The following is a 13,222-nucleotide window of genomic DNA, read 5'->3' as shown; positions in this document are numbered from 1 at the left end:
CTACTAGGGACGCCCTTTCGGCTACGGGCCCGTCTTGCCGCCTGCGGCGGCGAGCGCCCTGCGGGCGCGCCCTCAAGCGCCGGACAGGCTGGACGTGGCTGAGCTCAGCCGCCGAGCCCGCCGGCGTTCGAGGACACCGCCGACTGCGGCCGGATCGGCAGTCGGTTGACCGGGCGGCCCGTCGCCGCCCGTACCGCCGCGGCCACCGCCGCCGGGGAGGTGACGACCGGGACCGCGCTGATGGCCTTCGCGCCGAAGGGGGCGACCACGTCGCGTTCCTCGACCAGCTTCACGATGTGGATGTCGGGGGTGTCGAGCGACGTGGGCAGGGAGTAACCCGTGAGGTCGGGGCGGCGGACGAGGCCGCCGTTGGTGCGGAGGTTCTCGGTGAGGGCCGCGCCGATGCCCTGGGTGATGCCCGCCTCGATCCGGGCGTGGGCCTGGCGGGGGTTGAGGACCCGGCCGACGTCCTGGGCGACGGCCATCTCCACGACGCGCACCGAGCCCAGCTCGACGTCGACGTCGACGACCGCGCGCACGGCGCAGAAGGCGAGGCCGACGAAGGCGTCGCCCTGGCCCGTGTCGTCCAGCGGCTCGGTCGGGTGGGGGCGGCACTGGGCGGTCGCCCAGAGTTCCTTGCCGTCCAGGGCCTCCGCGACGGTCGTGCTGAGCACCCCGTCGTACGACGTGATCTTGCCGTCGGCGATCGTCAGCAGCTCGTGGGACATGCCGAACTGGTGGGCCAGCGGCTGGAGGAGCTGCGTGCGCACCATCCGCGCGGCCCGTTCGACCGCACCGCCGGATACCCAGGTGTGGCGGCCGTGCGCGGCCGGGCCGCAGGGCGGCTGGTCGGTGTCGACGGGCGCGACGTAGACCTCTTCGAGCCCGAGCACCTCCTGGACGATCTGGCGGGCGAGGGTGCTGAAGCCCTGGCCCGTCTCGACCGCGGCGCAGATGACCGTGGCGACCGAACCGGTGACCTTGACCGTCGCGGTGGAGACCTCGTCCGCGCCTTCCGCGCCGAGCATGTGGACCATGCCGACGCCGTAGCCGACGCCGCGCCGCACCGCGCCGGGCTCGCCGGCGCCCTCGGGGCCGCCGGGCAGCAGCCAGTCCGCCTCGGAGTCGTCCAGCGGCAGGGCGGGCAGCGGGAAGTCCCGTACCGCACGCAGGAGTTCGGCCACGGGGGCCGGGCACGTCACGGTCTGACCGGTGGGCAGCAGATCGCCGGTGGCCATGATGTTGCGCAGCCGGATCTCGGCGGGGTCGATGCCGAGCCGGGCCGCGAGCTTGTCCATCTGGCCCTCGTACGCGGCACACACCTGCATGGCGCCTTCACCGCGGACGTGGCCGGAGGGCGGGTTGTTGGTCCGTACCGCCCATCCCTCGACGAAGGCGTGCGGGACGACGTACGGGCCGCAGGCGAAGGAGACTGCCGCGGCGAGGGCCTCGGCGGAGGAGTCGGCATAGGCGCCCGCGTCCAGCAGGATCTGCGCCTCGACCTTCACCAACTTGCCCTCGGCGTCGGCGTGGTGACGGTACCTCAGCAGTGTGGGGTGGCGGTGCGGGTGGGCGAGGAAGGACTCCTCGCGGGTCGCCGCGAGCTTGACCGGGTGGCCCGTGCGCAGCGCCAGCAGGCCCAGCGGCAGCTGGATGCCCGGGTCCTCGCGGTCGCCCATCGCGCCCGGCACGCCCGTGACGACGATCTTCACCCGCTCCGGTGCCAGCCCGAAGCAGGCGGCGGCCAGGTCGCGGTCGGCGTGCGGGTCGGTGGAGGCGGTGTAGATCTCGACGCCGCCGTCCGGGCGCGGCACGGCGAGCGCGGCCTCGGCGCCGATGGGGGCCGGGTCCTGGCGCCCGATCCGGTACAGGCCCTCGACGATGACCTCGCCGGTCACCTCCGGGTCACCGAAGCGGAGCGGGATGTGCCGGATCAGATTGCCGTCGGGGTGCAGCGGCTCGGCCGCGAACGCCTGCTCGGGGTCGGTGACCGGCTCCAGCAGCTCGTACTCCACGGCGATGGCCGCCGCGGCGAGCCGGGCCGTGTCGGGGTGGTCGGCGGCGACGGCGGCGATCGGCTCGCCGTGGTGGCGCACCAGCTCCGACGCGAAGACCGGCCGGTCGGCGACCCCGCGGCCGTGGGCCGCGTCGCCGGGGACGTCCGCGTGCGTGATCACGGCCCGGACGCCCGCCATCGCGGCGGCGGCCGACGTGTCGATCGAGACGATCCGGGCGTGCGGGTGCGGCGAGCGCAGCAGGGCGGCCCACAGCAGGCCCTCGGCCCACAGGTCGGCGGCGTACGGGAAGACGCCCTGGGTCTTGGCGGCCGCGTCGGCGGCCGGCAGCGAGACGCCGAGGCCGTGCGTCGGGGGCTCGGCGGGAGTGGCGGGTGCGGAAGGGGCCATCCCCGGGAGATCGGGGATTCCGGCCGCTCCGGCCGAGCCGCCCATTCCAGTCATGCCGTTGCCCTTCCGCTGCCACCGTCGTGCGGGCCCGCCTGGTGCGGGATGCGTGCCGGGTCCGCTCCCGGCCACGCCTGTTCCTGGCCGGTCCCGGGACCGGCCCCGGGGTCGGCTCCGTACGCCGTCTCCTGCGCCGCGCCGTCGGCCGCTTCGTTGGCGGCTTCCTGGGCCGCGGCAGACTCGGCGCGCTCGTCGACGACCTGGCGGACCGCGTCGAGGACCCCCCGGTAGCCGGAGCAGCGGCAGAGGTTGCCGCAGAGCGCCTGGCGGGTCTCCAGCTCGGTCGGGGCGTGGTTGCCCTCGAGCAGGTCGTGCATGGTCATGGCCATCCCGGGCACGCAGAACCCGCACTGCACGGCCCCGCAGGCGGCGAGCGCCCGCTGGACGTCCGACGGCTGTCCGTCGGCGGCCAGGCCCTCGACGGTGCGGACCTCCGCGCCCGCGGCGGTCGCGGCGGGCACGAGGCAGGACGCCACGAGCCGCCCGTCGACCTGCACGGAACAGGCCCCGCACTCACCCTGCGAGCACCCGTCCTTGGCACCGGCGAGGCCGAGGCGCTCGCGCAGGACGTAGAGCAGCGACTCCCCGATCCAGGCGTCGGTCACGGGCCTGTCGGTGCCGTTGACGCGCAGGACGTACGAGGCGTTGGGGTGCTCGGTGTGCGGGTTGTCGAGCGGGGGCGCCTGCTCGGCTTCGGACTGCGGGACGTCCGGTCTCGGGTCGTCGGTCCGCGGACCTTCGGCCTGGGGAACGGCTTCCGGGGCCGTTTCGTCGGCCGCCTCGCGGCCGAGGGGGTGAAGATCCGCCGCTACCTGCGGATATTCGGACGACTCGGGCTCGGACACGGGCTGCGACTGCGACTGCGACTGCGGCTCGATCGGCGCGTGTTCCGCTGCTGCCGACGCGTACTGCTCGGGCAGCTCGACCTGTCCCGGCTGCTCGGGCAGGCCCGGCTGCGCGTGCTCGGCGTGCGGGTGCTCGTCCTGACGCGCGGCGGCGGGATCCGTCCCGGCGCCGGGCACAACGTCCTCCGGCGCCGGCGCGTGCTCGGCTCCGCCTTCCGGCGGCACCGGGGCACCCGGCGTCTCCGGAGCGGCCGGGCCCTCGGCGTGCGGCGGCTCCGCGCTCACCGGCCGGTCGGCCGGGTCGTGGCCGAACTGCGGCTGCGCGGGGTGGGAGCCGTCCGGGACCGCAGCGGGCTGCGTCCACGGTGCGGCCTGATGATCGCCCGTACCGGTGACTCCGGTGTCGTGCGTGTCGTGCTGCGGAGAGGTGAACGGCCCGTGTCCGTCGGCGGCGCCGGGGAACGCGGAGTCGACCGGCGTCGGGACCCCGCCCGCGAAGCCGCCCAGCGCGTACTCCCCGGACTCGTCCGCCGTGTCGTCCGGCGCGGCCGGGATCGACCAGTGGCCCGTCGAGCCGGTCTCCGCGCCCACGGCCGCCATCGGCTGGTGCCAGGCGTCGGTGCTCACGACCTCTTCGGGCCCGGCGTGCGGTACCGGCCACTGCGCCGTGTCGTGCGGGTCGGCGGTGTTGCCGAGGGCGTACTCGCCGGACTCGTCGACCGGGTCGTCCCCGACGGCCGGGACCGTCCACTGACCGGTCGAGCCGCCCTGCTGGTGCGTGGCGTGGGCGGGCTCGCCGACGCCGGCGTGCTCGCCGGACCCGCCCGGGGCGAACGGCATGGGCCACTGCGCCGTGGTCTGCGGGTCATCGCCGCCACCTGCCGGAACGTGCCCGTAGTCCTGCGGCTGACCGTGGCTCTGCTCGTGGATCGGGGCGTGCCCCTGCTGCTGAACCTGCGCGTAGTCGTACGAACCGGCCGGAACCGGCCACTCCGACGAGCTCGGAACGCCCGGAACGGAACCCGGAACCGAGCCCGGGAACGACCCCGGAACCGCGTCCTGTGCCTGCGTCGCACCCGCCCCGGCCGCCGCCACCGGCACCGGCTCCTGCGCGGCATGGTTCGCGGCATGGTTCGCGGCGTGATGCACGGCGGAGTTCTCGGCGTGGCTCACGGCGGGGTTCGCGGCATGGTCCACCGGGTGATTCGCGGCGTGGTTCACGGCGTGGTTCATCGCGTGACTCACGGCGTGGTCCGCGGCATGCGTGGAGGCGTGGGGCGTGGCCCACTGGTCCGGCGCCTGCGCGGGCGTGGGGTGCACCGGCTGCTGGGCGGGCGCCGACTGCTGCCAGGCCGCGGCCGGCGGCGGGGTGTAGCCGCCCGTGCCGGGGGCGGCCAGCGGGTCCCAGGAGCCGCCCTGGGTCGCCGCGCCCGGGTGGGCGAGGAGCTCGGGCGGAAGCTGCACGAACGTCGTGCCTTCCGCGTCCAGTTCCGCGCCGCGGGGGATCGGCTGCCAGCCGCTCTCCCCGGTCGGCGGGGCGTGTCGCTGCTGTTCGTCACTCACGCGAGTGCCCTCCCCAGTGCTCGGCGGGCCAGAGTCGCCACCGTACGACGCAGGTGCAGGACGGCGGGCGGCAGGGTGGTGCCCGGCTCCCCGTGCTGCGGGGACTGTGCGGCCTCCAGGACCGGCTCGGGCGCGGGGTCCGGGATGCACGCGGCCGCGACGTACTCGCCGAAGGCGGCGCACGCCTCGGGCGCGAGCGTGCGCTCGCCGTCCCAGTCGATGAGCGAGGAGACCCAGGCCTCGGCGTCCAGAGGGCGCAGCGGCATGGGCGCGACCGCGCCCACCGCGCACCGCACATGGCGCCGGGCCGGGTCCAGGACGACGGCGACGGACGCGGTGGCCCGGCTCGGGCCCGTACGGCCGGTGGCCTTGAGGAAGGTCTGCGGGGCGTGCAGCAGCGGCACCCGGACGTAGCCGATCAGCTCGCCCGGCCCCAGCATCTCGAAGCCGGCGAGCAGGTGGCCGACGGGGATCTCGCGCCGCGAGCCGCCGGGACCGGCCACGATCAGGGTGGCTTCCAGGGCGGCGAGCACGGGCAGCGCGTCGCCGGTCGGGGCGGCGGAGGCGATGTTGCCGCCGAGGGTGCCGGCGTTGCGGATCTGGGGCGGCCCGGCGGCGCGCGCGGCGGCGGCGAGCGCCGGGATCAGCGCGGCGAAGTCGGGTCGGCCCATCCGGGCGTGGGTGAGGCCGGCGCCGAGCAGCGCGTGGCCGTCCTGGTACTGCCAGCCGCGGATCTCGCTGATGCGGCCGAGGCCGACGAGCGCGGCGGGCCGCAGCAGCCCGGAGTTGACGGCGGCCATCAGATCGGTGCCGCCCGCGACGGGCACGGCGGCGGGCATGGCGGCGAGGGCCTCGACGGCCTCATCGAGCGAGCCCGGCAACGTCACCGTGTTCGCCGCTTGCGGTGCGTGCGTGGTCAACCCAGCTGCCCCTTCCCCGGTGGTCCCCGGCTGTTGCCCGTCTGATCCCGCCGTACGGTACGTGCTGACAGCCCGGACGTGGCAACTCTGGCACATCTTCCGAGTCCGTCGTCGCGAGGGTCCGCGAACCGCCGTTCCGTCCCCGGCCAGGGAGATGGTCCGATTTTCGGCTATGTCTCCGCTGTAGGCGGATTGCCACCATTGGGAACCCTTGCGCGGCTTACGGCAGTCTGTGGAGGACATGAGGGGGACCACCGTGCCAGGGGCGAACCGCGCGGGCGGTCACCTTCCGGCGTGCCTCACACGATTGGGGGCGCGCCCTCGATCGGGCGTCCGAGCACGCCGGGCCGCCGCTGCCAGGGCAGCGGGCCGCCGGGCGGTCGGTAGCCGACGCCGAGGGCGTCGAGCCGGGCGTAGTGGCCGGTCATCCGGCGTTCGAAGGCCGTGAAGTCGCGGGCCTCGGGGGCGGGGAGCCGGGACCAGGCGACCTCGGCGAAGGCGGCCAGGCGCGGAAACGTCTGATAGTCGACGCGCTGCCGGCTCTCCATGACCTCGGTCCAGATGTTCGCCTGGGTGCCGATGACGCGCCCGGCCTGAGCGGCGTCGAGTTCGGGCGGTACGGGCTCGAAGCGGTAGACGTCCTCCAGGGTGCGGACGAAGCCGATGGGGACGGGCTCGTCGTCGCCGGCGGCCTGCCGGTGGTCGAGGTAGACCTGCTGCTCCGGACACATCACGACGTCATGCCCGGCCCGGGCGGCGGCGATCCCGCCCGCGTAGCCCCGCCAGGAAGAGACGGTGGCGCCTGCGGCGAGGCCCCCTTCCAGGATCTCGTCCCAGCCGACGAGGCGTCGGCCGCGCTCGGTGAGCCAGCGGTCGAAGTGGCGGACGAACCAGCTCTGCAACTCGTCCTCGTCCGCCAGCCCTTGTTCGGCGATCCGCGCCTGGGCGGTCGGCGAGGCCCGCCACTGGTCCTTGGGGCACTCGTCGCCGCCGATGTGGACGAACGGCGAGGGGAAGATTTCGAGAACCTCCGTCAGGACGTCCTCGTAGAAGGCGAGGGTCGTGTCCGTGGGGGCGAGTACGTTCGGATTGACGCCCCAGGTGTCCCAGACGGAGAGCGCGGCGGTGTCGATGACGTCGGTGTTGCCCAGTTCGGGGTACGCGGCGATGGCCGCCTGCGAGTGGCCGGGCATGTCGATCTCGGGGACGACGGTGATGTGCCGTCCGGCGGCGTAGGCGACGATCTCGCGCATGTCGTCCTGGGTGTAGTAACCGCCGTGCGGCCGCTCGTCCCAGAGCGGGGACGCCCGGTGGCCGACCTTGGTCCGCGCGCGCATCTCCTCCCCCTGCCGCCGCATCAGCCGCAGATAGCCGACCGTGACGGTCAGCAGGATCAGCAGCATCACCACTCCGATCGCCGAGCCGAGGCTGTACTGCGAGGAGGCGAAGGCCTTCTGGTAGGCGTAGACGTTCAGCGTCATGTTCTGCCCGGCGATGCCTCCGCCGTTGGTCATCACGTAGATCTGGGTGAAGACCTTGAAGTCCCAGATGACCGACTGGATGGTGACCACCACCAGGATCGGCCGGAGCATCGGCGCCATGACGTCGCGCCAGGTCCGCCACTGGGACGCCCCGTCCAGCGCGGCCGCCTCCAGCACCTCGCCCGGTATCGCCCGGATGCCCGCGTAGACGGTGACCATGACGAAGGGGAACGAGCACCACACGATCTCGAGCAGTACGAGCGCGAAGGCGCTGTAGCGGTCGTAGGTCCACGCGTAGCCGTCGAAGCCGGTCAGGCCCGCCCAGGTCAGGGCCTTGTCGACCGGGCCGAGGTCCGGGTCGAAGAGGAAGAGCCACACCGTCGAGCCGGTGACGGCGGGCGTGGCCCACGCCCCGAGCGCGGCGAGCATCAACGCCAGGCGCGGCAGGGCGCGCACCTTGGTGAGGAGGACGGCCAGGGCGCAGCCGACGGCCAGGGTGGCCGCGACGCAGGCGGCCGCGAAGACCACGGTGGCGGCGAGGACCTGCCGGAACTGGCCGTCGGCGAAGAGCTCGCGGTAGTTGGCAAGGCCCCGGAAGGCGGTGGGCTCGCCGCCGCTGACCTGGGCCTGGGTGTATTCGAGGAAGGAGATCAGGCCCAGCTGGTAGAGGGGGTAGAGAAGCAGCCCGCCGACGACGAGGAGTGCGGGGGCGAGGTAGAGCCAGGGTGTCCAGCGCCCGGCGCCGTGCTGCCGCGCGCTCATTTCGCGAACGCCTCGTTCATCTTCCGGGCCGCCCGCCCGGCCGCCGCGTCGACGCTTCCGCGGCCGCTCACGACCTCCTGGAACAGGGTCGGCAGCACTTGGCCCGCGTCGACGGCCGCCCAGCCCGGCGAGGCGGGCACCGACCTCGCGCCCGCCGCGAGGGTGCGCACGAACGGCAGGGCGAAGGGCTGCCGGCGTGCGGCTTCCCGCCGTACGTCGGTGTAGGTGGGCAGGAAGCCCATCGCGTCGAAGAGCCGGGCCTGGGTGCGCTTGCCGGCCAGGGACTTCATCAGGTCCACGGCGAGCGTGCGGTGCGCACTGCTCTTGAGTACCCCGAGGTTGTTCCCGCCCGCGAAGGCCGGGGCTATCTGCCCTCGTCGCACACCGGGCAGGGGCACGACCGCGTAGGCACCCTTGACCTTGCCGTTCTCGACGGCCCGGTGGCTGAAGTCCCCGCCGATGGCCATGGCGGCCTTGCCGGACGCGAAGGCCTGCACGGTGTCGTTGCCGCCCATCCGGGCGCACTTGCTCACGGGACAGTTGTCGTCGCCGAAGAGGTCCGTGTAGGCCTTGATGCCCTTCTTCGCCGCGTCGCCGTCGAGGGCGGAGACGTAGCGGCGTCCGTGACGCTCCGCCATGTCGCCACCGTGCGCCCATACGAACGGCATGGCCCCGTAGGTGTACGCGCCGCCCACCACCAGTCCGTAGAGCCCGGGGCGTTCCTTGTGGACCTTCCTTGCGGTGGCGGCCAGCTCGGCCAGGGTTCCCGGGGGCTTGAGGCCCAGCTCGCGGAAGACGTCGGTGCGGTAGTACAGCGCCCGGACGCCGACGAACAGCGGCGCGCCGTACTGCTTGCCGTCCACGGTCACGGACCTCTTGGCCGCCGGATCGGTGTCCTTGGCGTCGGCCCAGGTGGCGAGGTCGGCGGTGACGTCGGCGAGTCCGCCGTCCCGCACGTACCCGGCGGTGTCGGTGTTGCCGTACTCGACGAGGTCCGGTGCGCTCTTCGGGTCGTTGAAGGCGGCCTTGATCCGCTGGGCGCGGGTGTCGACGGGAATGTAGGCGACGTCGACCCTGACGCCCGGATGGTTCCGGGTGAAGGCGGCGACGGCCTCGCGGGCCACCGCCTCCTTGGGCTTGTTGTCGACTTCCCGGAAGAGCCAGACGCGCAGCGTGCCGGTCCGTGCGTCGCCCCGGGCGCCGGTGACGGAGGTGGAGGGCGCGCAGGCGGTGACGGCGGTGAGCCCGGCCGCCGCGAGGAGCACCGCCGGGGCGGTGACGCGGGCGGACAGCGGCATGGAGGTCCCCTCCCGATTGGCGTTGCAACATACGCAATGAGCGTTTCGCTTTGCACAATTGGGAGGAGGTTATGGGCGGCCGAACGGGCCCGACAAGGGTTCTGCCACGGTCCACGGGGTGCCGCGATCACTTCGTGATCGACGGAAGCACTCCGTGCAACGCGTACGGCCCCTGGGACGCGTGATGGCGCGTCCCAGGGGCCGTACGAAGGCCGTCACCGACCCGGCGGTGGACGTGTGAGCCCGCCGACGTGGAGCAGGCGTGGAGAAGGGGTGGGGCGGGCTACTTCTTGTCGCCGCCCTTGCCGCCCTTGTCCTTGTCGCCACCGGGGCCCATGGTTTCGAAGATCTCCTTGCACATGGGACAGACCGGGTACTTCTTCGGGTCGCGCCCGGGGACCCAGACCTTGCCGCAGAGTGCCACGACCGGAGAACCGGAGAGCGCGCTCTCCATGATCTTGTCCTTCTGGACGTAATGGGCGTAGCGCTCGTGGTCGCCGTCGCCGTGCGACACCTGCGGCGTCGGCTCTACGAGGGTGCCGGTCCCTGCCCCGCGCTCGGGCTCAAGAGTGCTCATGGTTTCCAAGAGTACTGGGGTGGGACGCCACCGGCCCCGCCCCGGCCCGGCAGCCGCGCCTCCCTTTGATGAGCCGTACGACACACCCGGGGCCGTGGCCGGAAAACGCCCGTCCGAGGGTGGTGCGCGGGCGGCTCGCCGGAGCCGGGCCGGTCAGTTGAGGCTCGGGTCGTCCGGGTAGGTGGCGACCATCGCGAGTTCGTTGCGCTGGCGGCGCAGCACGGCCCGCCAGAGCTGCTCCGGGTCCGGCGAGGAGACGTCCCCCGGCTCGGACTCGACCACGTACCACGCGCCCTCGATCAGCTCTTCCTCCAGCTGGCCGGGGCCCCAGCCCGCGTAGCCCGCGAAGATCCGCAGGCTGCCCAGGGCCGCCGCCAGCAGCTCCGGCGGGGCCTCCAGGTCCACCAGTCCGATGGCCCCGTGGACCCTGCGCCATCCGAGTGGGCCGTCGCCGGCCACGACCGTGTCGGCCTCGGCGGTGTCCCCCGAGACTCCTCTGACGGCCTTCAGGCCCGGGCTGCTGCGGTCGTGCGGCTCGCCCGGCACCACGCCCAGGCCCAGGGCCGAGTCCAGCGAGACGGGCCCGCCCTGGAAGACCACGCCCGGCTCGCCGGCCAGCGTGGCCCAGGACGCCAGGATGTCGCCGACGCCGACCGGGGTCGGGCGGTTGAGGACCACCCCGAGGGAGCCCGCCTCGTCGTGGTCGAGGAGCAGCACCACCGCGCGGTCGAAGTTCGGGTCAGCGAGCGCCGGAGTCGCGACAAGCAGCCGTCCTGTGAGCGAGGACACCTCGGTCATGGCCACATGATCCCGCATTTCCGGCCGGTTCGGGGAGTGGACGGCGAGTCCGGAGCCGGGGTTGTCCCGTGTTGGATGAGATGGGTATGAAAATGGCCACCACGTCGATAACCGGTAGCGACCATTCCATAAACGCAGCGTGTTGTTGCAAAGCCATGACGTACCAAGAGGGCCCCGGGGCTAACAGAAGGGCCCTCCGGTCGCATTACCCTTTCTTCTTGCCCCCTGCCCAACTCCAGGAACGCGAGATCCATGACCGGCCCTGACGATGTACTGCTTGTCCACGGCGGCACCCCGCTCGAGGGCGAGATCCGTGTCCGCGGCGCGAAGAACCTCGTGCCGAAGGCCATGGTCGCCGCGCTGCTCGGCAGCGGACCCAGCCGACTGCGGAACGTCCCCGACATCCGTGACGTGCGAGTGGTCCGCGGACTGCTGCAGCTGCACGGTGTGACGGTGCGCCCCGGCGACGAGCCCGGTGAGCTGGTCCTGGACCCCTCGCACGTGGAGAGCGCCAACGTCGCCGACATCGACGCGCACGCCGGGTCCTCCCGCATCCCGATCCTCTTCTGCGGCCCGCTGCTGCACCGACTGGGCCACGCGTTCATCCCGGGCCTGGGCGGCTGCGACATCGGCGGCCGGCCGATCGACTTCCACTTCGAGGTGCTGCGCCAGTTCGGCGCGACGATCGAGAAGCGCGAGGACGGGCAGTACCTGGAGGCTCCGCAGCGGCTGCGCGGCTGCAAGATCCGCCTGCCGTACCCCTCGGTCGGTTCGACCGAGCAGGTGCTGCTGACCGCCGTGCTGGCGGAGGGCGTCACGGAGCTGTCCAACGCGGCCGTGGAGCCGGAGATCGAGGACCTCATCTGCGTGCTGCAGAAGATGGGCGCGATCATCTCCATGGACACCGACCGGACCATCCGGATCACCGGTGTCGACTCGCTCGGCGGCTACAACCACCGCGCCCTGCCGGACCGCCTGGAGGCGGCCTCCTGGGCGAGCGCGGCGCTGGCCACCGAGGGCAACATCTACGTGCGCGGCGCCCAGCAGCGCTCGATGATGACCTTCCTCAACACCTACCGCAAGGTCGGCGGTGCCTTCGAGATAGACGACGAGGGCATCCGCTTCTGGCACCCGGGCGGCCCGCTCAACGCCATCGCCCTGGAGACGGACGTCCACCCGGGCTTCCAGACGGACTGGCAGCAGCCGCTGGTCGTCGCCCTGACGCAGGCCTCGGGCCTGTCCATCGTCCACGAGACGGTGTACGAGTCGCGGCTGGGCTTCACGTCCGCGCTCAACCAGATGGGTGCGCACATCCAGCTCTACCGCGAGTGCCTCGGCGGCTCGGCGTGCCGCTTCGGCCAGCGCAACTTCCTGCACTCGGCGGTCGTCTCCGGCCCCACCAAGCTGCAGGGCGCCGACCTGGTCATCCCCGACCTCCGCGGCGGCTTCTCGTACCTGATCGCGGCGCTGGCTGCCCAGGGCACGTCCCGGGTGCACGGCATCGACCTGATCAACCGCGGCTACGAGAACTTCATGACGAAGCTCGCGGACCTCGGCGCGCACGTGGAACTGCCGAACGGCAACCACAACCACGCCTGACGGATCACCTGACGGGCCGTAAGGCCCGTAAGGCCGCGTAGAGCCCGTACAGCCCCGCGAGGGCCGTACGGGCTTTCGCGGCTCTGAAAGGGCCTGTAATGGCCTTTACAGGGCCGCAGGGACGCCGAAAGGGCGGTCACCCCATCAGGGGTGACCGCCCTTTCGGCGTCTTCAGGCCTTACTTGCCCTTGGCGGCTTCCTTCAGCTTGGAGCCCGCGGAGACCTTCACGCTGAAACCGGCAGCGATCTGGATCGGCTCGCCCGTCTGCGGGTTGCGAGCGGTGCGAGCGGCGCGGTGGGTGCGCTCGAAGGTCAGGAAGCCGGGGATGGTGACCTTCTCGTCGCCCTTGGCGACGACCTCACCGACGGTCTCGGCGAGGGCGGCCAGAACGGCGTCGGCGTCCTTGCGGGTCACCTCTGCGCGGTCGGCCAGCGCGGCCACCAGCTCACTGCGGTTCATGTTGTACTCCCGTGTTCTTCTTGCCAATGAGGCGTGAGATCGAAGCCGATGCTGCCAGGGCCCTCGGACAGTCCCCGGACCCGGGTCTGTTGCCAGACCCTCGCGCCCAGTTACGCATCCTGCCCCCACCAGTGGCGGGAAAGCCAATCCGGCACCCTGGAGAGTCACACGGAAAGCGCCACAGCCTCGGATACGGCCGCATCTCTGCGGCTGATTTCTGCCCGCCACCTTATGGGGGCCTGGCGAACCCGGGGCCGTGCGACGCGCCGTGCTCAGACGGTCGTGGTACCCGTCACAGCCGCCCCGGCGGCCTTCGCGGCGTCACGGACCGCGCCCGCGACCGCACCCGCGACCTTGTCGTTGAAGACGCTCGGGATGATGTAGTTCGCGTTGAGCTCGTCCTCGGTGACGACGTTCGCGAGGGCGCTGGCGGCGGCGAGCATCATGTCCGTGTTGA

9 protein-coding genes and 1 pseudogene are annotated in these 13,222 nt (G+C 72.7%); 1 reads left to right on the top strand and 9 read right to left on the bottom strand.

Annotated features, from left to right (window positions below; translation table 11 throughout):
• Positions 1–104 precede the first annotated feature (104 nt).
• From FHS38_RS00050 to FHS38_RS00020, 7 genes are all read right to left on the bottom strand, one after another.
• Positions 105–2,405: a xanthine dehydrogenase family protein molybdopterin-binding subunit gene (locus FHS38_RS00050; RefSeq protein ID WP_229821943.1), complete on the bottom strand. Its 2,301-nt coding sequence runs from the start codon at positions 2,403–2,405 to the stop codon at positions 105–107.
• Positions 2,406–2,455: 50 nt separating this feature from the next.
• Entirely contained in the window at positions 2,456–4,870 is a 2,415-nt protein-coding gene (locus FHS38_RS00045) for a (2Fe-2S)-binding protein (protein WP_229821915.1), read from the bottom strand.
• On the bottom strand, positions 4,867–5,790 hold the full coding sequence (locus FHS38_RS00040; RefSeq protein WP_184729393.1) for an FAD binding domain-containing protein: 924 nt from the start codon (positions 5,788–5,790) through the stop codon (positions 4,867–4,869). Before FHS38_RS00040 ends, FHS38_RS00045 begins: the two co-directional genes overlap by 4 nt.
• A gap of 299 nt (positions 5,791–6,089) precedes the next feature.
• Positions 6,090–8,033 carry a family 20 glycosylhydrolase gene (locus FHS38_RS34790; RefSeq protein ID WP_221494453.1) on the bottom strand — a complete coding sequence of 648 codons (1,944 nt, stop codon included), beginning with the start codon at positions 8,031–8,033 and terminating at the stop codon, positions 6,090–6,092.
• Positions 8,030–9,331: an extracellular solute-binding protein gene (locus FHS38_RS00030; RefSeq protein ID WP_184729391.1), complete on the bottom strand. Its 1,302-nt coding sequence runs from the start codon at positions 9,329–9,331 to the stop codon at positions 8,030–8,032. Before FHS38_RS00030 ends, FHS38_RS34790 begins: the two co-directional genes overlap by 4 nt.
• A gap of 283 nt (positions 9,332–9,614) precedes the next feature.
• Positions 9,615–9,908 carry a DUF3039 domain-containing protein gene (locus FHS38_RS00025; protein ID WP_130878076.1) on the bottom strand — a complete coding sequence of 98 codons (294 nt, stop codon included), beginning with the start codon at positions 9,906–9,908 and terminating at the stop codon, positions 9,615–9,617.
• Positions 9,909–10,061: 153 nt separating this feature from the next.
• Complete coding sequence (locus FHS38_RS00020) at positions 10,062–10,706, bottom strand: YqgE/AlgH family protein (RefSeq protein ID WP_184729389.1); 645 nt, start codon at positions 10,704–10,706, stop codon at positions 10,062–10,064.
• A 252-nt stretch (positions 10,707–10,958) separates the two neighbouring features.
• Between FHS38_RS00020 and murA the strand changes: the two genes are divergently transcribed.
• Entirely contained in the window at positions 10,959–12,305 is a 1,347-nt protein-coding gene (gene murA / locus FHS38_RS00015) for a UDP-N-acetylglucosamine 1-carboxyvinyltransferase (RefSeq protein WP_130878078.1), read from the top strand.
• Positions 12,306–12,483: 178 nt separating this feature from the next.
• On the opposite strand, the gene FHS38_RS00010 is transcribed toward murA, so the two are convergent.
• A complete protein-coding gene (locus tag FHS38_RS00010; protein WP_184729387.1) occupies positions 12,484–12,765 on the bottom strand; it encodes an HU family DNA-binding protein in 282 nt (93 codons plus the stop codon).
• A gap of 272 nt (positions 12,766–13,037) precedes the next feature.
• A pseudogene (locus FHS38_RS00005) lies at positions 13,038–13,222 on the bottom strand (NAD-dependent malic enzyme); the annotation flags it as partial.

Source organism: Streptomyces netropsis, from assembly GCF_014203545.1.
Taxonomy (GTDB): Bacteria; Actinomycetota; Actinomycetes; order Streptomycetales; family Streptomycetaceae; genus Streptomyces; species Streptomyces netropsis.
This window is presented reverse-complemented; position numbering and strand designations above follow the sequence as displayed.

What these genes read in the sequence shown, in the direction of transcription:
- FHS38_RS00025 (WP_130878076.1), bottom strand. Translation starts at nt 9,908, where the DNA reads ATGAGCACTCTTGAGCCCGAGCGCGGGGCAGGGACCGGCACCCTCGTA.
- FHS38_RS00020 (WP_184729389.1), bottom strand. Translation starts at nt 10,706, where the DNA reads ATGACCGAGGTGTCCTCGCTCACAGGACGGCTGCTTGTCGCGACTCCG.
- FHS38_RS00010 (WP_184729387.1), bottom strand. Translation starts at nt 12,765, where the DNA reads ATGAACCGCAGTGAGCTGGTGGCCGCGCTGGCCGACCGCGCAGAGGTG.
- FHS38_RS00030 (WP_184729391.1), bottom strand. Translation starts at nt 9,331, where the DNA reads ATGCCGCTGTCCGCCCGCGTCACCGCCCCGGCGGTGCTCCTCGCGGCG.
- FHS38_RS00050 (WP_229821943.1), bottom strand. Translation starts at nt 2,405, where the DNA reads ATGGCCCCTTCCGCACCCGCCACTCCCGCCGAGCCCCCGACGCACGGC.
- murA (WP_130878078.1), top strand. Translation starts at nt 10,959, where the DNA reads ATGACCGGCCCTGACGATGTACTGCTTGTCCACGGCGGCACCCCGCTC.
- FHS38_RS34790 (WP_221494453.1), bottom strand. Translation starts at nt 8,033, where the DNA reads ATGAGCGCGCGGCAGCACGGCGCCGGGCGCTGGACACCCTGGCTCTAC.